General features: G+C 56.0%; 13 protein-coding genes. 3 read left to right on the forward strand and 10 right to left on the reverse strand.

Annotated features, from left to right (window positions below; all coding sequences use genetic code 11):
- Positions 1-41 precede the first annotated feature (41 nt).
- The 5 genes from HMPREF2726_RS06800 to HMPREF2726_RS06820 all read right to left on the reverse strand — a co-directional run bounded on the left by HMPREF2726_RS06800 (position 42) and on the right by HMPREF2726_RS06820 (position 5,983).
- Positions 42-659 (reverse strand): tellurite resistance TerB family protein, encoded by a 618-nt coding sequence (locus tag HMPREF2726_RS06800; protein WP_009312465.1) that lies wholly within the window; start codon positions 657-659, stop codon positions 42-44.
- 100 nt (positions 660-759) lie between these two features.
- Positions 760-2,013 carry a UDP-N-acetylglucosamine 1-carboxyvinyltransferase gene (gene murA, locus HMPREF2726_RS06805; RefSeq protein ID WP_003760990.1) on the reverse strand — a complete coding sequence of 418 codons (1,254 nt, stop codon included), beginning with the start codon at positions 2,011-2,013 and terminating at the stop codon, positions 760-762.
- Positions 2,014-2,328: 315 nt separating this feature from the next.
- Positions 2,329-3,627: a M16 family metallopeptidase gene (locus HMPREF2726_RS06810; protein ID WP_009312464.1), complete on the reverse strand. Its 1,299-nt coding sequence runs from the start codon at positions 3,625-3,627 to the stop codon at positions 2,329-2,331.
- A 157-nt stretch (positions 3,628-3,784) separates the two neighbouring features.
- A complete protein-coding gene (locus tag HMPREF2726_RS06815; RefSeq protein ID WP_070602744.1) occupies positions 3,785-5,152 on the reverse strand; it encodes a M16 family metallopeptidase in 1,368 nt (455 codons plus the stop codon).
- Positions 5,153-5,497: 345 nt separating this feature from the next.
- On the reverse strand, positions 5,498-5,983 hold the full coding sequence (locus tag HMPREF2726_RS06820) for a GNAT family N-acetyltransferase (protein WP_094113238.1): 486 nt from the start codon (positions 5,981-5,983) through the stop codon (positions 5,498-5,500).
- Positions 5,984-6,337: 354 nt separating this feature from the next.
- On the opposite strand from HMPREF2726_RS06820, the gene HMPREF2726_RS06825 reads away from it, so the two are divergent.
- The 3 genes from HMPREF2726_RS06825 (at position 6,338) to mutS (ending at position 11,596) form a co-directional block, all read left to right on the forward strand.
- Positions 6,338-7,795: an oligopeptide:H+ symporter gene (locus tag HMPREF2726_RS06825; RefSeq protein ID WP_009312461.1), complete on the forward strand. Its 1,458-nt coding sequence runs from the start codon at positions 6,338-6,340 to the stop codon at positions 7,793-7,795.
- Positions 7,796-7,864: 69 nt separating this feature from the next.
- A complete protein-coding gene (locus HMPREF2726_RS06830; RefSeq protein WP_009312460.1) occupies positions 7,865-8,812 on the forward strand; it encodes a DUF4424 family protein in 948 nt (315 codons plus the stop codon).
- 159 nt (positions 8,813-8,971) lie between these two features.
- Positions 8,972-11,596, forward strand: coding sequence for a DNA mismatch repair protein MutS (gene mutS, locus HMPREF2726_RS06835; RefSeq protein ID WP_009312459.1), 2,625 nt, complete (start codon positions 8,972-8,974; stop codon positions 11,594-11,596).
- A gap of 162 nt (positions 11,597-11,758) precedes the next feature.
- Here mutS and yccS read toward each other — a convergent pair whose 3' ends face one another.
- The 5 genes from yccS to HMPREF2726_RS06860 all read right to left on the reverse strand — a co-directional run bounded on the left by yccS (position 11,759) and on the right by HMPREF2726_RS06860 (position 21,191).
- On the reverse strand, positions 11,759-13,906 hold the full coding sequence (yccS, locus tag HMPREF2726_RS06840; RefSeq protein WP_070602746.1) for a YccS family putative transporter: 2,148 nt from the start codon (positions 13,904-13,906) through the stop codon (positions 11,759-11,761).
- A 255-nt stretch (positions 13,907-14,161) separates the two neighbouring features.
- Positions 14,162-18,370, reverse strand: a complete 4,209-nt coding sequence (locus HMPREF2726_RS06845) for a translocation/assembly module TamB domain-containing protein (protein WP_070602748.1) — start codon at positions 18,368-18,370, stop codon at positions 14,162-14,164.
- 338 nt (positions 18,371-18,708) lie between these two features.
- Complete coding sequence (locus HMPREF2726_RS06850) at positions 18,709-19,203, reverse strand: GlcG/HbpS family heme-binding protein (protein WP_070602750.1); 495 nt, start codon at positions 19,201-19,203, stop codon at positions 18,709-18,711.
- 474 nt (positions 19,204-19,677) lie between these two features.
- Positions 19,678-20,163: a hypothetical protein gene (locus HMPREF2726_RS06855; protein ID WP_070602752.1), complete on the reverse strand. Its 486-nt coding sequence runs from the start codon at positions 20,161-20,163 to the stop codon at positions 19,678-19,680.
- Between the two features lie 182 nt (positions 20,164-20,345).
- Complete coding sequence (locus tag HMPREF2726_RS06860; RefSeq protein WP_070602754.1) at positions 20,346-21,191, reverse strand: mechanosensitive ion channel family protein; 846 nt, start codon at positions 21,189-21,191, stop codon at positions 20,346-20,348.
- Positions 21,192-21,210 lie beyond the last annotated feature (19 nt).

Below are 21,210 nucleotides of genomic sequence, written 5' to 3' on the forward strand. Positions count from 1 at the left end.
TCGCCTTGTCCTGATTTGAATTTAATCCACTATACAAAGCGTTATGCCAATTCCAGCTGTTTTTCCAGGCTTTCCACCAGATTGTCGTCTAGTCCCAAGGCTTGCGACAGGCGGCTGAGGAAGACGATTTCTTTGCGTGACAAGTCTGCGCAGACCAATCGTGCCGCCAGATAGGTTTCCGCTGCCAACGCCTGATCGTTGCCGACGGCGGCGGCGAGTTCTTCTACTGTTGCCGGATTGGCGTATTCGGCGGCAAGCCATGCGGCGGTTTCGGGGTCGTCGCCGCTTTCACGGGCGATGACTTGTTTTTCCGCGTCGTCAATCAGACCGTCCGAAGCCGCGGCGGCAATCATGGTGCGCAAAATCACGCGGCTGTGTGTTTCGGCGAGCAGTCCGGCAGGCTCGAACGCGCCTTGCGGCACGGCTTCCTGCTGCTTGTTTTTCTGCCAGTTTTGATAACCCTGATACGCCAGATAACCCAAAGCCGCCACGGAGCCGACTTTGACCAGCGATTTGGCGGTTTTTTTCTTCATCAGCATGGACGCCAGTCCGCCGACCAAAGCGCCGCCGCCAAAAGAATTGAGCGGGCTGTCGGAAACGGATTTGCCGCTTTTTTGAACGGTTCCCAAGATTTGATTGAGCAGGTTGTTGAAGTTCATGATGATCCCCTCATGGTGGTCGGTTTGGGTCTGAAATGGAGGCTCGGGGTCGTCTGAAATCGGGATGGGGCGTTTCAGACGACCTGTTTAAACAAGGCTCTTAACCGCGTACCCGCTCGATTTTCGCGCCGACTTTGCCGAGTTTTTTCTCGATGTGTTCGTAGCCGCGGTCGAGGTGGTAGATGCGTTCGACGATGGTTTCGCCTCCGGCGACCAAGCCTGCCATGACGAGGCTGGCGGAGGCGCGCAGGTCGGTCGCCATCACGACGGCGCCGGAGAGTTTTTCCACACCTTTGACGAAGGCGGTGTTGCCTTCGGTGGTGATGTTCGCGCCCATGCGGTTGAGTTCGGGAACGTGCATGAAGCGGTTTTCAAAGATGGTTTCGACGACGCGGCTGTCGCCTTCAGCAACGGCGTTCATCGCCATAAACTGCGCCTGCATGTCGGTCGGGAAGCCGGGGTGGACGACGGTGCGGATGTCCACTGCTTTGGGACGCTGCTGCATGTCGATGGAAATCCAGTCGTCGCCCGCTTCGATGATGGCGCCCGCTTCGACGAGTTTGTCCAATACGGCTTCCATGGTTTTGGGAGCGGCGTTGCGCAGGACGACTTTGCCGCCGGTCATGGCGACGGCGCAGAGGAAGGTGCCGGCTTCGATGCGGTCGGGTACGACGCTGTGTTCGCAGCCGTGCAGCTCTTTTACGCCTTCGACAGTCATGGTTGACGTGCCGATGCCGCTGATTTTCGCGCCCATTTTGACGAGGCATTCCGCCAAATCGACGACTTCTGGTTCGATGGCGCAGTTTTCGAGGATGGTCGTGCCTTCGGCGAGGGTTGCCGCCATCAGCAGGTTTTCCGTACCGCCGACGGTAACGACGTCCATGACGACACGCGTGCCTTTCAGACGGCCTTTGGCTTTGACGTAGCCGTGTTCGATGGTGATTTCCGCACCCATGGTTTCGAGGCCTTTGAGGTGCTGGTCAACAGGGCGAGAGCCGATGGCGCAGCCGCCGGGCAGGCTGACTTGAGCTTCGCCGAAACGCGCCAGCGTCGGGCCGAGCACGAGGATGGAGGCGCGCATGGTTTTCACCAGTTCGTAGGGGGCGCAGGTGTTGTTGACCGTGCCGCCGTTGATTTCGAATTCGTGAATGTTGTCGGTCAAAACGCGCGCGCCCATGCCTTGCAGCAGTTTTTGGGTGGTTTTGACGTCGGCGAGCATGGGTACGTTTTTCAGGCGCAGGGTGCCGGAGGTCAAGAGTCCGGCGCACATCAGCGGCAGGGCAGCGTTTTTTGCGCCGGATACGGTGATTTCGCCGTTGAGCGGGCCGTTGGCGGTGATTTTGAGTTTGTCCACAGTGTTTCTTTCGTTGTTAAGACAAGTCCCGACGGTGCTGCCGGCAGGACGGGATTCGTTTAGGTTCGGAATTATAAGGGATTTTGACGGTTTTTGCGGGCGGGCGGGGAGAATTCTTCCGAAGGGCGTTTACGGAGTACGAATGGTCGGAAGGGTCGTCTGAAAACTGTCGGGCGCAGCTTCGCAATGTCTGTTGGGATATTGTTGAAGCTGCGCTTTCAGACGACCTTTTTGCCATGTGGCGGAATGGAGCCGCCGTTCCCCTCAAGCCTTGTCCGACAGGCTGTATCTGTCGGACAAGGATGGGCGGCGGGGTTATTCGGCACCGACGACGACAATGTGCAAATCTTCAGGTTTGACGCGGCGCTTCCAAGCGTCTTTGACTTGCGCCACGGTCAATTTGCCGATGGCTTTGGGGTAGGCTTCGAGATAGTCGTTGGGCAGGTTGTGATAACCGATGATGCTGAGGTATTTCACCAGTTTGGCGTTGGAATCGAAACGCAGGGGGAAGCTGCCGATGATGTTGGCTTTGGCTTGCGCCAGTTCTTCTTCGGTCGGGCCTTCTTCGATGAATTGTTTGATGACCGCCTGAGCCTGTACGAGCGAGTCTTTGGTGTTTTTCTTCTGGGTGGAATAGGCGATGGTGAACATACCCGCTTCGGTCGCCGGTTCGAGGTTGCTGTATACGCCGTAGGTGTAGCCGTAACGGTCGCGCAAGACTTTCATCAGGCGGCTGTCGAAACCGCCGCCGCCGAGGATGTAGTTGCCGGCAACCAAGGCGTAATAGTCGGGGTCGTGGCGTTTAATCAGCGGCATACCGAGCAAGACTTGCGCCTGTTCGCCGGCAAACGGGATGTTGCGGCGTTGTGCCGGATTGGGTTTGACGGGCGGGACGGTGTGGGCGGCTTTGCTGCGGTCGGGCAGGCCGTTCAACACGTTTTTCACAAGCTGGTCGGCTTGTTTGCGGTTGATGTCGCCGACGATGGCGACGATGGCGTTGTCTTTGCCGTAGCGGCTGCGGTGGAACGCGCGGATGTCGTCAAGGTTGACTTTGCGGATGCTCTCCGCGGTGACGTTGGCGCCGCTGCCGTATGGGTGGTCGGGATAGGCAAGTTTGGTCAGGGCGCGTCCGGCGGTGAAGTCGGGGGTGGTTTCCTGTTGCTGGAGGGTGGTCACCGCCTCTTTTTGACGGCGGTCGAACACGGCGGGGTCAAAACGGGGGTGCGTCAGGGATTGGTTGAGCAGTCCGGCGGCTTTTTTGAGCGTTTCGGGGCGGCTCAGGCTGCGCAAGACGGCGGCAGAGCTTTCCTGTCCGCTGCTGCTGTCGATTTGGGCGGCAATATCGTCGGCGGCGGCATTAAAGGCTTCTTCGTCCAGCTTTTCCGTGCCGTCGGTCAGCAGGGCGGCGGTGAATTCCGCCACTTCGCTTTTGCCTTCGGGGTTGAACACGCTGCCCGCGCCTTTGAAGTTGACCTGCATATCGACGATGGGGTTGTCGTGTTGCTCGACCAAAAGGACTTCTGTGCCGTTGCCGGTGGTCCAGCGTTGGATGTCCACGCCTGCCTGTGCGGCGGTGGAGAAGGCGAGGGCTAATATGAGGGGAAGGGATTTCATCGGATATTCCTTTGCGGTTTAACCCGGCTGCCGGGGCGGAAGGGCGGTTTGGCGCCGTATTCCGCCCCGTTCCGAGTCATGTGCCACTTCGGGCGGTGTCGGTTCGGAGGTCGTCTGAAAACGGGAAAAGCGGTTTCAGACGACCCCTTGGGTCGGTTTATTTAGGTTGAGGCTTGTTTGCCGCCTGAACAATCGGGTGGTACAGGATTTTCGGGTCGGGCATCACGACCACGGTCGCCAAGCGGTCATCCGTCAGCAGCTGCGCGGCGGCCTGCACATCTTCGACGCTGACGGCTTTCAGGCGGCGGCGGATTTCCGCTTCGTCGCTGTATTCGAAGCCGCGCGCCTCCAGCCGCCCGATGATGGAAGCCTGTGCTTCCATAGAGTCGCGCTCGTAGATTTCGGACGCTTCCGACTGCGCTTTGATGCGGTTCAGCTCTTCGGCGCTGACTCCGTTTTCGGCGATGTCTTTCAATTCGCGGCGCAATTCGGCGATGACGGCATCGACTTCGACGTTGTCCGCCGGCATGGCGAAGATGCTGAACAACGGCATTTCACGGCTGATCAGGTCGTAACTTGCGCCCGTACTCAAAGCCATCTGTTTGCCGCGTATCAGGTTTTTATCCAAGCGGCTGGACGAGTTGCCCGACAAGATTTCCGACAGGACATCCAGCGCATAGGGCAGTCTGTCGTCCAGACTTTCCAATCCGGGGACGCGGTAGTTCAAGCTGACCAAGGGTTGGCGCGTGACCACCGAGGTCGTCTGAAAATTCACAGGTTCGCGTTTGAACGGTTCTTTGGCAAGCATATTGCGGTCGGGCTGCTGCTTGGCGGGAATGTTGCCGAACAGTTCCGCCGCGGTTTTGAGCGTCTTTTTGGCATCGACATCGCCGACAATCACCAAAACGGCGTTGTTCGGCGCGTAATATTGCCGATACCAGTCGCGCAAATCGTCGGCTTTGAGCGTGTGCAAATCATCCATATAACCGATGACCGCGGCTTTCATCGAAGGCAGTGTAAAGCTGTTCAGATACACCTGTTCCCACAGCTTGCCGTCCGCCGTGTCTTCCGTGCGTTGGCGGCGTTCTTCGCGGATGACGTTCATTTCATTTTGAAATTCTTCATCGCTGAAATTGAGGTTGTGCATCCGGTCGGCTTCGAGCTTCAACACTTCGGGCAGGTTTGCCGCCGCGATGTTTTCGTAATAAACCGTCTCGCTGCGGTTGGTGTAGGCATTGTTCTCTCCGCCCAAAGCGGCGACACGGCGGTTGAATTCTCCCGAAGGTACGGCCTGCGTGCCTTTAAACATCATGTGTTCCAAGGCATGGCTCAAACCGCTTTTGCCCTGTTTTTCATCCACGCTGCCGACTTTATACCAAAGCTGCGACACGGCGACCGGCGCGCGGCGGTCTTCTTTCACAATAATCTTCAACCCGTTGGGCAGCGTTTGCGATACGGTCTGCGCCAGCGTGAGTACGGGCGCGGACAAAGCAAATATCAGGGCAAGATGGCGTAAGCTGTTCAATCTGGATTCCTCTCAGTCGGTCTGGCGCAGAGCAGGCTCTGCTTGAGTGCAAAATATTACCGAGAACGGGACGAAACGGTTGTCTGTCCGTTTCGGTCTGCGCTGAAGCAAAATCAATAAAAACGGTGATGAAGTCGCCGTTTTCGAGTGATTCCGCTTCAGCCCAAATATGCCGGAGAGACTTCAAATCAAGACAAGGCGCGGCAACGCCGTATCGCTTTGAAGTCAATCCTTTTATAGAACGTTGCAATGATAAACAGTTCCCATATGCGTAAATAAAAAGGTCGTCTGAAAATCAAAGATCGGGTTTCAGACGACCCCTGCGTCACAAGATGGGTGTCACATTCAACCGGATTGTCCGTCCCCCTCCAATACCAATTCCATTACCGACACCGTCTCGCCGTTGTGCCGACAGGTCTTAATTTCACACCAGCCGTATTTCTCGTAAACCGACTGCACGTCCGGCGTATAAAGGTAAAGCTTGGGCAGGCGCATTTGGCGGGCGGCGGCGAGGCAGTGTCCAATCAACAGGCCGCCCACGCCCATCCCCCTGTGTTCGGGCAAAACGAACACATCGCCCAACCAATATTCGTATTGGGGAAACTCCTCCATATCGTGCCGTTTGAGCGCGGCAGAACCCAGCAGCGCGCCGTCCTTTCCGACGGCGGCAAACGCCAGCGGCAGGTTCTCACCGTTCAGGCATTCCGCGTAATAGGCGCGGATTTTGTCCATAGACGACCACGGCGCAAAATCATGCCATTGCAGATAAAGCGCGCGGGCGAGCGGTTCGACGTGTTCGGGGCGTAAAGGCATGATGTTCATGAAGGGCATGATACGCCCGCGCCTTCCGCCTGAAAATGCCTCCTTTTTGCCGATACGTTTTCAGACGACCCCTGCTTAAATCAAAATGCGGTTTACCTGTGCAGCCTCAAACCTTTGCCATATGCCGTTTGACAAGCGTTTCAGATTCGGCTAAAAACCGAAAAATGTTTGGCATCGTAAACTCCTGTAAATCCTAGATGAAAGCATCGGATACGGGCGTTTCCCGCCAAACCCGCAGGGTGCGGCAGGCAATCCTTACGCCCGCGCCCGCTCTAAGAAAAATATTGAAAATGCCGGCGGGGCAGGCAGGTTTCCGCCGGGGCGGTCCGTCTGCCCAACCTCTGCCAACAGGAGAACTTTAATATGTCTGACAACCAGTCCGCCCGCAAGGAAAAAACCTTCTTCGGGCATCCCATCCAGCTCTCTACCCTGTTCCATATCGAATTGTGGGAACGTTTCTCGTTTTACGGGATGCAGGGTATCTTAATGATCTATCTCTATTACGCTGCCAATAAAGGCGGTTTGGGCATAGACAAGTCGCTCGCCGGCGGCATTGTCGGCGCATACGGCGGCAGCGTGTATCTGTCCACCATACTCGGCGCATGGCTTGCCGACCGGATTTGGGGCGCGGAGAGAACGCTGTTTATTTCCGGCATCGTGGTCATGCTCGGACACATCGTTTTGGCAATCGCACCGGGGCTGTACGGGCTGTTGAGCGGCTTGGTGTGTATCGCATTGGGCAGCGGCGGCGTGAAATCGTCGGCAAGCTCGATGGTCGGTTCGCTTTATGAGGCAGATCACATGAAGCCCCTGCGCGATGCCGGATTTTCCATTTTCTATATCTCCATCAACATCGGCGGCTTTTTAGGCCCGCTCTTGACCGGCTTGCTGCAAACGAAGATGGGTTTCCACTACGGCTTCGGCGCGGCGGCAGTCGGTATGGCTTTGGGGCTGTGCCTTTACTCTGCGGGACGCAAACTGCTGCCGCATACGCCTGCCCCCAATCCGCTGCGCCCTGAAAAAGTGCAGACCGCTGCGGCAGTCGCCGTGTTGATTGTCTTGATTATCGGCAGCCTGATTGCCTCGGGCACGATCAATTTGGACAACTTCCCCAAATTTCTGCTCGGTACGGTCATTCTGACCATTATCGCCTATTTCTCGCGCCTGCTCGGCAGCAGCCATGTGTCGTCTGAAAACAAACGCCACATCATTGCCTATATTCCGCTGTTTCTGACCATCTGCCTGTTTTGGGCAGTCTGGTACCAAGTCTATTCCGTAGCAACGGTATATTTTGACAAAACGGTTGACCGCACCCTATTCGGCTGGACTGTCCCCGTTGCATGGAAAGATTCCATCCAAAGCATGTGGGTCATCCTCTTCTCGGGCATGATGGCGGCAATTTGGACGAAAATGGGCAAATATCAGCCGAAAACCCCGTTTAAATTCGTATTGGCGATGATTGTTGTCGGCATATCCTATCTGATATTCGTACCGTATGTCTCATCAGAGACACCCATGCCGATTAGTGTTTTCGCACTGTTCCTGCTCGTCCTCACCATAGGCGAACTGATGATCTCGCCGATTGCACTTTCCATCGCGACCAAAATCGCCCCGCCCATGTTCAAAACGCAAATGGTCGCGCTCAATTTCTTGGGTTTTTCAGTGGGTTTCACTTTGGGTGGCGTGTTGTTCAAAGAGGGATTCAATGAGAAAGCACCGCTGGATTTCTACTGGATGATTTGCGGCATAGGCGTGATAACCGGTTTGGTATTGTTGCTGCTTGTACCTATTTTGAATAAAATGCTCAAAGGCGTAGATTAAATACTGATTCATTAAGAAGGTCGTCTGAAATGCCGTTTCAGACGACCTGTTTTTAAGGACTTTGAACCCATGAAACCCCACTCTTTCCTCCTGCTCCTCCTGCTTGCCGGAGCAGCCCATGCCAACGACAGCATGGGTACAGTCAGCACAAGCGGCATCAAATATCTGAAAAATCCGCATATCGATATGCAGAGCGAAGATTTGTACATCAGCGAACACCAGATTCGCGTGCATTACCGGTTTAAAAACACCTCCTCGCAAGACCTTACCGAAACTGTCCTTTTCCCTTTGCCGATTGTTCCTGCTTTCACCGATTCCGACTTTGCCGACACCAAAGGCTTGGTTGACAGCTTCCGAATTTACGCCGACGGCAAACCTGTCCGCCCGCAAACCCACGTCCGTGCCTATTTTGAACGGAGTAACGGCTCGCTGGTGGACGTGACCGCCGATTTGAAAAAATGCGGTTTGAGCGATCAGGAACTGATGCACCCTTGGACGCAAAAGCAAGATGGTGAAAAAATCGACAGCAAAATCGGAGCCTGCCGCTCCGCCAAAGTCCAATCCATGCTGTCCAAACAGACGGATGAACTGTCCTATTGGTCGTCGCAGATTATTTACAGCTGGAAGCAAACCTTCAAAGCCGGCAGCGTCACCGAAATCAAACACCAATACACCCCGCTGGTCGGCGGCAGCTTCCTGCCTTCGCTTAAAGCCAAAGACAGCAAAGCATTCATAGATGAGTACTGCATGGATGAAAACTTCCTTAAAAACTTTAAAACTGTGGAAGGAGGTTCAAAGGTCTATCACCATTTGGGCTATATCCTGACCACAGGTGCCAACTGGGCAAAACCCATCGGTAAATTCACGTTGACCATAGACCGCGAGCCCAATACCGTGATTTCGCTTTGTTGGGACAAATCCTTGCGCAAAGTAGGGCCGAACCGCTTCCAAGCAGTCAAAGAAAATTTCCTGCCGAAAAAAGACTTGGACATTATTTTCGTTTACGAAAAACCCTAAGCGGCATACATATAGTGGATTAACTAAATCAGGACAAGGCGAGGCAACGCCGTACCGGTTTAAAGTTAAGCCACTATAAAAGGTCGTCTGAAACCTTGTTTTAGGGTTTCAGACGACCTTTTGCTACAATAAGGCTTTTCCGTTTTGCAAGGCATTCCCATGAGCAAATCCGCCGTTTCCCCGATGATGCAGCAGTATCTCGCCATCAAATCGCAGTACGCCGACAAGCTGGTGTTTTACCGCATGGGCGATTTTTACGAGCTGTTTTTGGATGACGCAGTGGAAGCGGCGAAGCTGTTGGACATCACCCTGACCACGCGCGGGCAGATGGACGGCGTGCCGATTAAGATGGCGGGCGTGCCGTTTCACGCGGCGGAGCAGTATCTGGCGCGGCTGGTGAAGATGGGCAAAAGCGTGGCAGTGTGCGAGCAGGTGGGCGAAGTCGGCGCGGGCAAAGGGCCGGTGGAGCGCAAAGTCGTGCGCATCGTTACACCCGGCACGCTGACCGACGCGGCGTTTTTGGAAGACAAGGAAACCAACCGCATCGCGGCGGTGAACGCGGATAAAAAACACATCGCCATCGCGTGGGCATCTTTGCAAAGCGGCGAATTCAAAACCAAGCTGACGACGGCGGACAAGCTCGCCGACGAGCTGGCGCGTTTGCAGGCGGCGGAAATCCTGTTGCCCGAAGGCAAAAGCCTGCCTGATGGTTTTCAGACGACCTCCGCCAACATTACGCGCCTGAACTCATGGCAGTTTGCCGCCGACGCGGGCGCGAAATTATTGACCGAATATTTTGGCTGCCAAGACCTGCACGGCTTCGGTTTGGACGGCAAGGAACACGAAGCCGCCGTCGGCGCGGCGGGCGCGCTGTTGAACTACATCCGCCTGACGCAAAACCTGATGCCGCAACACTTAGACGGCATTTCGCTCGAAACCGACAGCCAATATATCGGCATGGACGCCGCCACGCGCCGCAATCTCGAAATCACGCAAACCCTCTCCGGTAAAAAATCGCCGACCCTGTTTTCCATACTCGACGGCTGCGCCACCCACATGGGCAGCCGCCTCTTGGCACTCTGGCTGCACCACCCCTTACGCAGCCGCGCCCACATCCGCGCCCGCCAAGAAGCCGTTGCCGCGCTGGGTTCGCAATACGAAACCCTGCAAGGCCGTCTGAAAAACATCGCGGACATCGAACGCATCTCCGCCCGCATCGCCGTCGGCAACGCCCGCCCGCGCGACCTCGCTGCCCTGCGCGACAGCCTGTTTGCCCTATCCGAAATCGAATTGTCCGCCGAGGGCAGCAGTCTCTTAGAAACCCTCAAAGCCGTTTTCCCCGAAACCCTGTCCGTCGCCGAAACCCTCAAAGCCGCCGTGATGCCCGAACCCGCCGTCTGGCTCAAAGACGGCGGCGTCATCAACCAAGGCTATTCGGCAGAACTCGACGAGTTGCGCCACATCCAAAACCACGGCGACGAATTCCTGCTCGACCTCGAAGCGCGCGAACGCGAACGCACCGGCCTCTCCACCCTCAAAGTCGAGTTCAACCGCGTTCACGGCTTCTACATCGAGCTATCCAAAGTCCAAGCCGAACAAGCCCCCGCCGACTACCAACGCCGCCAGACCCTGAAAAACGCCGAACGCTTCATCACCCCCGAACTCAAAACCTTCGAAGACAAAGTCTTGACCGCGCAAGAGCAGGCATTGGCATTGGAAAAACGCCTGTTTGAAGCCCTCCTCAAAGACATTCAGACGACCCTTCCTCAGCTTCAAAAAGCCGCCAAAGCCGCCGCCGCCCTCGACGTACTCTCCACCTTCGCCGCCACCGCCGCCGAACGCGGCTTCGTCTGCCCCGAGTTCGCCGACTACCCCGTCATCCATATCGAAAACGGCCGCCATCCCGTCGTCGAGCAGCAAGTGCGCCACTTCACGGCCAACCACACCCGCCTCGACCACAAACACCGCCTCATGCTCCTGACCGGCCCCAACATGGGCGGCAAATCCACCTACATGCGCCAAGTCGCCCACATCGTCCTCATGGCGCACACCGGCAGCTTCATCCCCGCCGATGCAGCCCAAATCGGACCCATCGACCAAATCTTCACCCGCATCGGTGCCTCCGACGACCTCGCCTCCAACCGCTCCACCTTCATGGTCGAAATGAGCGAAACCGCCTACATCCTCCACCACGCCACCGACCAATCCCTCGTCCTCATGGACGAAGTCGGACGCGGCACCTCCACCTTCGACGGCCTCGCCCTCGCACACGCCATCGCCGAACACCTGCTGCAAAAAAACAAATCCTTCAGCCTCTTCGCCACCCACTATTTCGAGCTTACCAAACTGCCCGAAGCCCACGCGACGGCGGTCAACATGCACCTCTCCGCGCTCGAACAAGGACAAGACATCGTCTTCCTCCACCACATCGAACCCGGCCCCGCCAGCAAAAGCTACGGCATCGCCGTCGCCAAACTCGCCGGCCTGCCCAACCGCGCCCTCAAAGCCGCCCAAAAACATCTGGACGAACTCGAAGCCCAAGCCGCCGCCGTCCGCCCGCAGTTGGACATCTTCAGCACCCTGTCGTCTGAAAACGAATACAGCGGGTTTAGCTCAAACGAAACGGCGGACATTGCCCCCCAAACCGCCGCAAGCCAAGAAAACCACCCCGCCCACCACGCACTCGCCGAAGCCCTAAACCAAATCCGCCCCGACGACCTCACCCCACGCGAAGCCTTAGACGCACTGTACCGCCTCAAGCAGATTGCCGAAGGCGGGGAATAAACGCGTTGGTTCATTGAAAAAGGTCGTCTGAAAAACCTTGTTTCGGGTTTTCAGACGACCTTTCGTTTGCCTGCCGATTAATATAGTGGATTAACTAAATCAGGACAAGGCGACACGAAGCCGCACAGTACAGACAGTACAGCAAAAAGTTAATCCGCTGTATCACACGGCTTGCGGGCTGGCTTCAATGTCGTGCAGGCTACGGTAGCAGGGGTCGAGTTGGTTGGCGATGAGGGTGAGCTGCCGGTGGAGGATGTGGCTTTGACGTTCGTCGCCTGCTTCTGTTTGTAAGGCTTCCAAGTCGGTTCGGATTTGGGAGAGGGTCGTCTGAAAATCTTGTTCGCTCGTTTGCGGGAGGCGTTCGAGCAGGTCGGCGATGCGGTAGCCGCTTTGGTAGAACTTGCGGACGAAGTCGGGGCTGCACGCGCCATCCATTTCGCTGCGGTATGCGCCGAGTGCGGAGATGTAGCCGGTCAGGGCGTAGCTGGTTTTGAGGAGGGTGAAGCCGCTTTGCAGGTTGTTGCCGTATTTTTTAGGTTCGCTGCTCATGTCGGAGAGGGTGCTGCTGAGGGTGGCGGTGCGTTCGTGGGCTTGGCGGCGGACGGTGCGGTATTCGACGTCGTCGGCGATGCCGTATTGGAGCTGGTCGAGGATTTTTCTGAGGTAGGCGCCGTTGCCGCCGACGGTTTGGGCGGCGGTTTTTTCGAGGGTGAGGTAACGCCAATCCGGCCAGAGGTAGGTGACGGCTGCCCACGCGAGGACGGAGCCGACGATGGTGTCGATGATGCGGACGGGCATGGCGGCATAGACGTCCAGCCCGGCGAGAGAGAAGCTGGTGAGGGCTTGGATGGTGATGAAGAAGGTGGAGAAGCTGTATTTGTAGCTTCGGGTCATGAAAAACAGGGTGGTGCTGGCGATGACGATCCAGAGTTTGGTTTCGACGGAGGGGGTGAAATAAGGCACGAGTGAGCCGACGATGACGCCGAGGATGGTGCCGGCGATGCGTTGGTACACGCGGCTTTTGGTGGCGGTGTAGTTGGGTTGGCAGACGAAAACGGCGGTCAGGAGTATCCAGTAGCCGAGGTTGAGATGGAGGATTTCGACGATGATGCAGGAGGCGGCAACGAGGATGGAGAGGCGCGTGGCGTGACGGAAAACGCCCGACTCGAAGTTGAGCTGGCTGCGGACGGTCTGCCAGACGTTTTTCAGGCTGCTGTTTTCGAGGGCGGCGATGCGGGTGTCGTTGCTGTTTTCGTTTTCGGCGGGGGAGTCGCTGTGTTGGAGTTGGCGCAGTTGGTGGTCGACGCTGCCGAGGTTGTCGAGCAGGCGGCGGATGTGGTGGATGTTGCGGCTTTCGGGGTGGTCGTCAGTGTAGTGGGCGAGGGATTGGCGGCAGCCTTCCATCGCGCGTCCGAGGCGTTTGCTGTATGTGTAGTCTTTGCCGTTTCTCAGGGCGGCGGCAACGTTGCGGCACGCCTGCCCCTGCATTTCGAGCAGGCGGCGGATGCGGAAGATGAGGTCGGTGTTTTTAAGGGTGTCGGTCAGCTCGGTGTAGTCGGCGTGGGCGGAGCTGACGCGTTCGTGTATGTCTTGGGCGGTGAAGTAGTAGCGCAGCATTTTGGCAGTGCGCGGGTGGCGGTGTTTGCCGCGCAGGCGGTAAAACAGGGCGGCGCGGCATTGGTTGAAGGCGCTGATGACACCAGTGTTGCTCATGGCGAGGTCGATTTGGCGGTTGCCGAGCCAGGCGGCTTCGTCGGGATCGAAAAAGTCGGCTTTGGCGTCAAAATACCCGCCGAGCGCTTCGTAGGCGTTGGCGACGCTTTCTTGAACGGGGCGGTGCGGGAGGATGATTTGGAAAACGAGTGTGCAGGTGCTGTATAACACGGTCCCGAGCAGAATCATGACGGGATTGGTCAGCCAGAAGGTTTCGGGGGTGTAGGTGAGCGTGGTGTAGGTGGCGACGGCAAGTGCGCCGAACGCGAAGGTGCGGTATTTCAGCCCGACCGCGCCCAAAATGGTAAAGCCGAACGTCATCAGGGTCATGGCGAGGATGAAAGGCAGGCCGGTGCCGAGCGTGCTTTGGGCGACGAGCGACGAGAGGGTGAACAGGGCGACGGTGATGATGATGTTTTTCAGACGACCTGTCAGGCGGTTGTCCAAATCGACGAGGCCGCCCGCGATAATGCCGAGCACGAAGGGCATGGCGAGCTTGGGCGTGCCGAACCGCCAGACGAGGGTTGCGGCGATAAAGACGCTGGCGAAGACGGGCAGCGAGGTGATGATGAGGGGTTTGAGCGGCGGGAGTTTCATCGTATTGGGCGCGGCTTTAAATGGGAATGGTTTGATTATTATGAATGAAATGAAACGGTATTCTAACAGGATTTTAGGGCGGGACGGGGGCTATGGGGTCGTCTGAAAACCTGTCCGACAGCGCACCTGCGAAACGGATATGACCGACCTGTCTATCTGTCCTCAAGAAAAAGGAACGAGATTGCCGCGCATGAAAAAGGTCGTCTGAAAACCCTAAAGTGTGGTTTTCAGACGACCTTTTCTTTTTCGGCGGCGTTATTGCGTTTGCTCGGCTTTTTGTTTTTCCGCTTCTTCGATTTTGCGGTCGTTTTCGTAATCCGAACGGAAGAGCCTGTCGAAACGGATGGTGTATTTCAACTCGCCGCCGTATGAACGGCTGCCGACGCGGGCAACGGCTTGGATGGCACGAGTGAGCTGGTACACGAGCTTGACCGACTGTTCGGCACTGGAAAGACCGTATTCGTAACCTGCGTAGAGGTTGTTGGTGAACTGCTTGCCGACGGTCAGCACTTGTTCGGCGGGGTTGAGTTCGCCGGTTTGGGCGTTGCGGCTGCGTTGGCTGGTGATGCCCAAATCGTCCACCAGTCCGAGCCTGTCGTTGACTTGTCCGGCAAGGAGCGCGCCTGCCGCTGCGGAAAGGGCGGCATTGTCGCCGTCGCTGCCGCTGCTGGCACGGTTGAGGATGAGCCAGGAGAGCTTGTCTTTTTCGCTCATCGCCTCTTTGGCAACGAGGGTCACGCGCGGATTGGAGAGGCTGCCGAGGACTTCGACGCCCGCACCGACGGGGGAAAGACGGCGTTCGGCGCGGATGTTCAGGTTGGGATTGTTCAACGGACCAACGAAAGAAACCGTCCCCTTAGTGATGTCGAGGTCTTGACCGTAGGCTTTGTAGCGGCCTTTGACGACTTTCACCGTACCGACGCCTTGGATGGCTTCGCCCGGGCGGGAAGTGATGGTCAGCTTGCCGCCTATGGTGATGTCTGCGCCATAACCGACGAAACGGATGTTGTCGTTGAGGTTGAGCGTCAGGTTGAGGCTGATGGGCGTCACGGCGGCGGTTTGTTTTTTCTCTTCGCCCAACACGACGACATCGTCGTCCAACGAGGGCATGGAGGATTTTTGCGAACCGAACATACCGTAGTCGCTGCCCAACGTACCGTTGAGGATGAAGCCCCTGGCCTGGTTGTATTGCACTTTCGCGCTGCCGGAGAGGCGCAGGCGGCGGTTCGGACGGGAGAGGGTGTCGTATTTGTCGAAGACGACATCTACGTCAACATCCGGATCGGCGTTGGCAAGGTTGACGGAGCCTTTCAGCTCGAGCGTACCGCCTTTGTGGAACTTGAGGCTGTCGATAATCCAGCGTTGTCCCTGCAAATGGGAACGTAAAACGCCGTTGTCGAGGATAAGGCCTTGGGTTTGGTTGCGGTAGTAGAGGTTTTCGCCGTTGAGCGTACCGGAAAGCTGGGGATCGCCGACGCGTCCGCCAAGGCTGACGGCGGCATTCAGACGACCTTTGACGGTTTGTCCGACAGGCAGGAAGTTGCGGAAGACTTCGAGGTCGGCGACGTTGAGGTTGAGTTTGCCGCTCAAAGGCGCGGTGTCCATGCTGGCGCCCTGTCCGATGTTGACCGTACCGTCGGCAGTGCCGTAGTTGCTGGTGCCGTTCAAGGTGGCGGCGATGGTGGGCGAACCGACGCGCCCGCCTATGGTGGCGGAGGCGTTCAGACGACCTGTAATGCCTTGCGCGGTGGCGGGCAGGAAGGTTTTGATTGCGCCCAAGTCGGGGATGTTGAGGTTGATTTTGCCGCTGACCGGCGCGTTGGCGATTTTGTTGCCGAACTGCTGGCTGATGCCCAAATCGGCATTGATGCTGCCGAAGCGGGTATTGCCTTCAAGCGTGCTGTCGATGCGGCCGTTTTGGAAACGGGTGCGCAGGACGAGCGCGCTCAAACCCAAGGGCATTTGTTTTTTCGGGTCTTTGTTCGGCAGGATGATGTCGCCGCTTTGGCGGTTGATGTTGAGGTAGCCGCGGGCGTTTTGGCTGTACGCCAAATCCCAATCGCCGCCGAGTACCAAGTTGTGTTCGACGGGGATTTTGACGAAGTTTTGCAGCTCGGTGATGTGCAGGCTTTGCGCACTGCCTTTACTGGTGATGCCGGTTTTTTTGTCCCAAACGAAGTTTTGCAGGTTGAGGCTGCCGCCCATCACGCTCCAGCGCGCCGCGCTCATGGAAACGCGCTCCGCGCCTGCTTCTAGGTTCATGCGGTTTTGCAGTTTGAGGTTGAACGCGCCGCCGATGTCGAGCGTGTCCACGCTGCCTTTCCACTGATTGAAGTCTTTGTTCAGACCGCCCGCCGCGTTGACTTCGAGTTTGTAAGGTTTGCCGTCCAACGCCATGCTGCTGCTGCCGTGTATGCGGTGTTGCGCACCCGTGCCATTGAGGGACAGGTTGACCGCATCGACGACGGTCGCGCCGCCGGAAAGGGCGATGTGGCTGCCTTTGATGTCGGCGGCAAGCGGACGGTTGATGTCGGGCGTGCCTTTGAGTTTGAAGTCAAGCATTCGGATGTTGACGGCATCGCCGACACGCAGCGCGCGCGCTTCGCCGGAGAGGTCGGCTTCGTAGGTTTTCAGCCCGCCTTTGAGGTCGCCTGAAATATAGCCGCGCGTGTTGAGCAGCCCGCCCAGTCCGAAACCGAAACGGGAAAGGTCGGGAGCGGTGATGTCGATATTGAGGCGGTCGCCTTTTTTACCGAAGCTGCCGTTGGTTTTGACGATATTGTTGCCCAAACGCAGGTCAGTCAGCGCGCGCGGGAGATGTCCGGATTCGTAAACGACATCGGCTTTACCGCTGAGGGGGACGTTGTTTAACGTACTCGGCGCAAGCTGCATTTTGCCGGCGAATTTTTCTTTCGCCAGTTCGCCTGAAAGATTGATGGTGCCGTTGACGCTGCCGGCGGGCAGTTTTGAGTCTAAGCGGGACGGATTGAACGCTTTGCTGGAAACGTCGAGCTTGAGCAGGCGGTCTTTGAAAAGCTCGAGCGAACCTTGTGCCGTCAGTTCGCCGCCGTTTTGCGGTGCGACGCGGACGCGGTCGAGTTTGAGGGTGCGTTGACCGAGTTGTCTGTCGGTAACGAAGGACAGCAGGCCGGAGAGTTGCGCGCTGCCGCTTTCAAGATTCCAGTCGATAGCGGGCGAGGCGGTTTCACCTTTGACGCCGATAAATCCGTTCCACTGACCGGCAACATTGGTGCGGACGAGGTCGTCTGAAACCAGGTTGTTCACATTAATCTTGAGCGCCAGCGCGTTTTTCACCGTATCGACCGTACCGGCGACATTGAACGAACCTTCCTCCAGCAGCCCGATTTCAGACTCTTGGACGGTTACCACGCCGTTGTCGTTGATGGTGAAGTCCGCCAGAATGTTGCGCACCGGAATGGATTTTGCATCGGCAAAACCCGCCGCCTTGTTTTCCAAGTCGAGCGAGCCGTCCAGCGCGATACCGTGCGTAAACGAAGGCACGACGGTTGCGTCAAACGTCAGGTTTGCCTTAGGTAGCGACGGCAGGAAAGCCGTCGGATTGATGTTGAAACCCTTGACCAGTACCTCGCCGATCATCTTGTCCAACGAAGCGGCAAACGGATGCACCGTAGATTTCGCCGACAAATGCACATCGTCGCCGTCCAGCAGGATTTCAGTCTGCACGTCCTGCAAGCTGCCCCACAGACGCGCCTTACCCTCTATCGTCTCGCCTTCCAGCTCGCCCTTCGTCTGAATTGTCGTATTGAGCGCAAAAGGCTTCTCCAGCCCGACCACCGCCGAACCCGTCGAATTGCTCCACGGCGTATCGAGGGTTTTCAAATCCAAGCGGTGTTCTTTCCGATCGTAATGGTATGCCGCATTCAGATGGTCGAGATAGGCCGTCTGCTTGTCAAAATTTTTGCCCACGCTGAGCCTGCCCGTCTCAAAACGGTCGATAAACACCAACACAGGCAAATCAATGCTCTCAGGCAGCCCTTTGGACGGCTTTTTCTCTTTCGGCGGCGTCGGCTTCGGCACGACCGCAATATCGCCCGCCACAATTTCAGTAATGTGCAGGCTGCGCTGAAACAGCTCGGACGGCTTCCAATCAAAACGGAACGCGCTGATTTTCACATCCGCCCCATCCGTTTCAATCATCCACTTATCGCCGTGGAAACCCTTAACCAGCGTACCTTCCAGCGTTTCCGACGCAATCTTCACGCCAAACCAGGACGGAATCTTGTACAAACCGAAACGCAAACCCGATTCCGTCCCCACCAGCCAAGCAATAAAGCCCGCCAGCGCACACACCAACACAACCAACGTCAGCAACAGACCCCGCAACCAGCGCCTCTTGCGCTTGGGCGGGGTGGGTTGTGTTTCAGACGACGTAGGCACACTGTTTGGCGTTTCTTGGGTTTCTTGGACTGCTGTTTCGGACATCTTGGCTTTCTTGTATGACTTAACGGCTTCTCAGGACTCCGCCGCACCCGACGGAATCGGCTTTTCAGACGACCCCATATCAGGACAGGACGTCTGAAAAAGGATAATCATATCCCATTGCAGCGAATTGTGCTTGGGAAAGACAGCATTTCAGGTTTCAGACGACCCCATATGCCCGAACGTCATGCCCGAAGCGGTAAAAATGTCAACAAATGCAAAAAGGTCGTCTGAAAAGACAGCGGGAGTTTAGACCCGCATTTTCAGACGACCTCTTCGTATTTCAACAACCCAACGCAAATCAATGAAAAGAAACGCGGCGGGTTGCCTCAAGCTGCGGCTTACCTGCCCGACAAGACCGCTGCACCTGCTTTCGCGACGCTTTCGTCTTCATTGACCGAGCCGCCGCTCACGCCGACACTGCCGACGATAACGCCGTTTTTATCCACCAGCAGCACACCGCCGGGAAAAATCACCAAACCGTCGTTGGTCACCTCAATACCGTAAAGCTCACCGCCCGGCTGCGAAGCCTTGCCCAAATCGCGGGTGGACATATTGAAATAGCGTGCCGTTTTCGCCTTTTTCTGCGCAATATCGATACTGCCGATAAACGCATCGTCCATACGCGCAAACGCCTTCAAATTACCGCCTGCATCCATGACCGCGATATTCATCGGCACCTTGATTTCACGCGCCTTTTTCATCGAAGCCTGTACCACCGCCTGCGCCTGAGCCGTCGTCAAATCGCCCGGTAGCGTTTTGGTCAAACCCGCCGAAAATGCCGGCGCACCCAATGCCAAAGTACACAACAATGCAACTGATTTTATGCCGCGCATAACTGTCTCCTTGTATTGAATCAATGAAAGGTACTGCACTTTTGATTGTATGCCTGTCGGCGGGAACAATAAAGGTCGTCTGAAAACCATAAGACAGGTTTTCAGACGACCTCGGATGGGTTTCGGTTTGGTAGTTTCAGCAGCAACTGTATTTTTGACCCCGTCGGGCAAAAATACCAAAACTCAAATCAAGCCGTTCGGATACCGTTTTCGGCAAAGTAATCATTCAATACTGTCAGTAGTCGGTATACATTGTAGTGTGGGCTTTGCCCACGATAATGTTGGGTAAAAGAGGTCATCTGAAATTTTGAGTTTGATTCGTGGGCAAAGCCCACGCTACGGGTTTCTATTCTCTCTTGCTACGGTTTTTGCCGTAGCAACTGTCGGATTCTCGAATCCGACAGCTTTTGAGATGGCAGCAGCTGTTGTCGGATACAAGCCTCCAACCTGCGACCGGCTACGGTTTGCCCAGCATTATTTGCAACGCATCAGCGTACGCGTCCGCCAAACTTTTTTGCCTGAGCCGTCCGTTGAAAAATCACGGAATCTCTGCGTCAGCACGCCTCGGTTTAACGAAAACTCAAAATTATCGTTATAAATCTGCGTACCTTGCTCTGGCTCCTCTTCCCGAACGCGTGCCGTACCTGCGATTTTATCGGGCGAATAAATTCGATAATTCAGTTTCGTATATTTCGCACCCCATTCCCAGCCATTTAATTCAATTGATTTTTTACCTATTTCAATATAAAAGCCGCTATCTTCCGACACATAGACATTATCCATAGCAGCGTTTTCATCATAACCCATGGCACATAAAGCCCTTATATGTTTGGGCGATACCTTCCCTTCATAATGCCCGGCCCATTTGCCTTGAAACGCTTGCGGAATATCTTGGGCAGCGGCTTGGAATCCAAGAAGGAGCAAACCGGCGGTCAGAACAGATTTTAAAGTGAGCGACATTATTTTTGACCTTTCAAGAAAGAGTGTTTAAATCAATATGAATAATACAGGAAACGGAAAGAATATAAAAAGGTCGTCTGAAAACATTTAAAGGTTTTCAGACGACCTCGTATGGGCTTTGGATTCAAGCACTGTATGCCTACGGTTTCAGCAGGTCGGATTCGCCAATTTGAAACTTATCCTCACCCCTGCTGCTGGATGATATGCACGTCTCGCTGCGGGAAAGGAATATTGATATTGGCGGTGCGCAGGTTTTCCACCACCTGCTCGTTCAATCCGAAGCGGAACGCACCCAAATCAGCTTCGTTCGTCCACGCCCAAAGCGTGATTTCGATGGCACTGTCGGCCAAGTTGGTAATATATGTTACTGCCTCTTTGCCTTGGGTCTGTACACACAAAGGATGCTCGGTGGCGGCTTTCAAAACGGCGGCTTTGGCGGCCTTCAAATCACAGGCGTAATCGACGCCGACCACCACCTGCACGCGACACAGCGGCATGGAAGAACGGTTGACGATACTGTTGCTCATGACGACGCTGTTGGGCAGGATGACTTCTTCGTTATCCGGCGTACTCAGCGCGGTCTGCACCATTTTAATTTCGCTAACAAAGCCTTCGAAGCCGTTGACTTTGATGTAGTCGCCGACTTTAAACGGACGGAACAGAATAATCAGCGCGCCGGCGGCAAAGTTCGACAGTTGGTCTTTCAGCGACAAAGCCACCGCCAAGCCCGCGCCACCGATTAAGGCAGTAACCGACGTGGTCGGAATGCCCAGCTTGCCCAGCGCGGCAATAATAATCAGGATTAACAGGCCGACATTAGCCACATTGCCGAGGAAGCTCACCAGCGTTCTGTCCACTTTGGCGCGGGTCAGCGCAGCTTTCATCAAAATAACAAGGCGGGAAGCTATCCATCTGCCGACAAAGAAAATCGCCAACGCCGCAACGAGATTGGTACCGAATGCCATGCCGGTTTCAACGAGACGCTCCCAGCCTGAGAATGAAGAGAGGTTTTCAAGATCGAAATTCATGATTTTTATTTCTGGTTAA

It is taken from the genome of Neisseria sp. HMSC074B07 (assembly GCF_001810355.1).
Taxonomy (GTDB): Bacteria; Pseudomonadota; Gammaproteobacteria; order Burkholderiales; family Neisseriaceae; genus Neisseria.

Coding starts and splice junctions, on each gene's coding strand:
- yccS (WP_070602746.1), bottom strand. CDS start 13,906: ATGAAACTCCCGCCGCTCAAACCCCTCATCATCACCTCGCTGCCCGTC.
- HMPREF2726_RS06820 (WP_094113238.1), bottom strand. CDS start 5,983: ATGCCCTTCATGAACATCATGCCTTTACGCCCCGAACACGTCGAACCG.
- HMPREF2726_RS06850 (WP_070602750.1), bottom strand. CDS start 19,203: ATGCGCGGCATAAAATCAGTTGCATTGTTGTGTACTTTGGCATTGGGT.
- HMPREF2726_RS06855 (WP_070602752.1), bottom strand. CDS start 20,163: ATGTCGCTCACTTTAAAATCTGTTCTGACCGCCGGTTTGCTCCTTCTT.
- HMPREF2726_RS06810 (WP_009312464.1), bottom strand. CDS start 3,627: ATGAAATCCCTTCCCCTCATATTAGCCCTCGCCTTCTCCACCGCCGCA.
- mutS (WP_009312459.1), top strand. CDS start 8,972: ATGAGCAAATCCGCCGTTTCCCCGATGATGCAGCAGTATCTCGCCATC.
- HMPREF2726_RS06845 (WP_070602748.1), bottom strand. CDS start 18,370: ATGTCCGAAACAGCAGTCCAAGAAACCCAAGAAACGCCAAACAGTGTG.
- HMPREF2726_RS06800 (WP_009312465.1), bottom strand. CDS start 659: ATGAACTTCAACAACCTGCTCAATCAAATCTTGGGAACCGTTCAAAAA.
- HMPREF2726_RS06825 (WP_009312461.1), top strand. CDS start 6,338: ATGTCTGACAACCAGTCCGCCCGCAAGGAAAAAACCTTCTTCGGGCAT.
- HMPREF2726_RS06830 (WP_009312460.1), top strand. CDS start 7,865: ATGAAACCCCACTCTTTCCTCCTGCTCCTCCTGCTTGCCGGAGCAGCC.
- HMPREF2726_RS06860 (WP_070602754.1), bottom strand. CDS start 21,191: ATGAATTTCGATCTTGAAAACCTCTCTTCATTCTCAGGCTGGGAGCGT.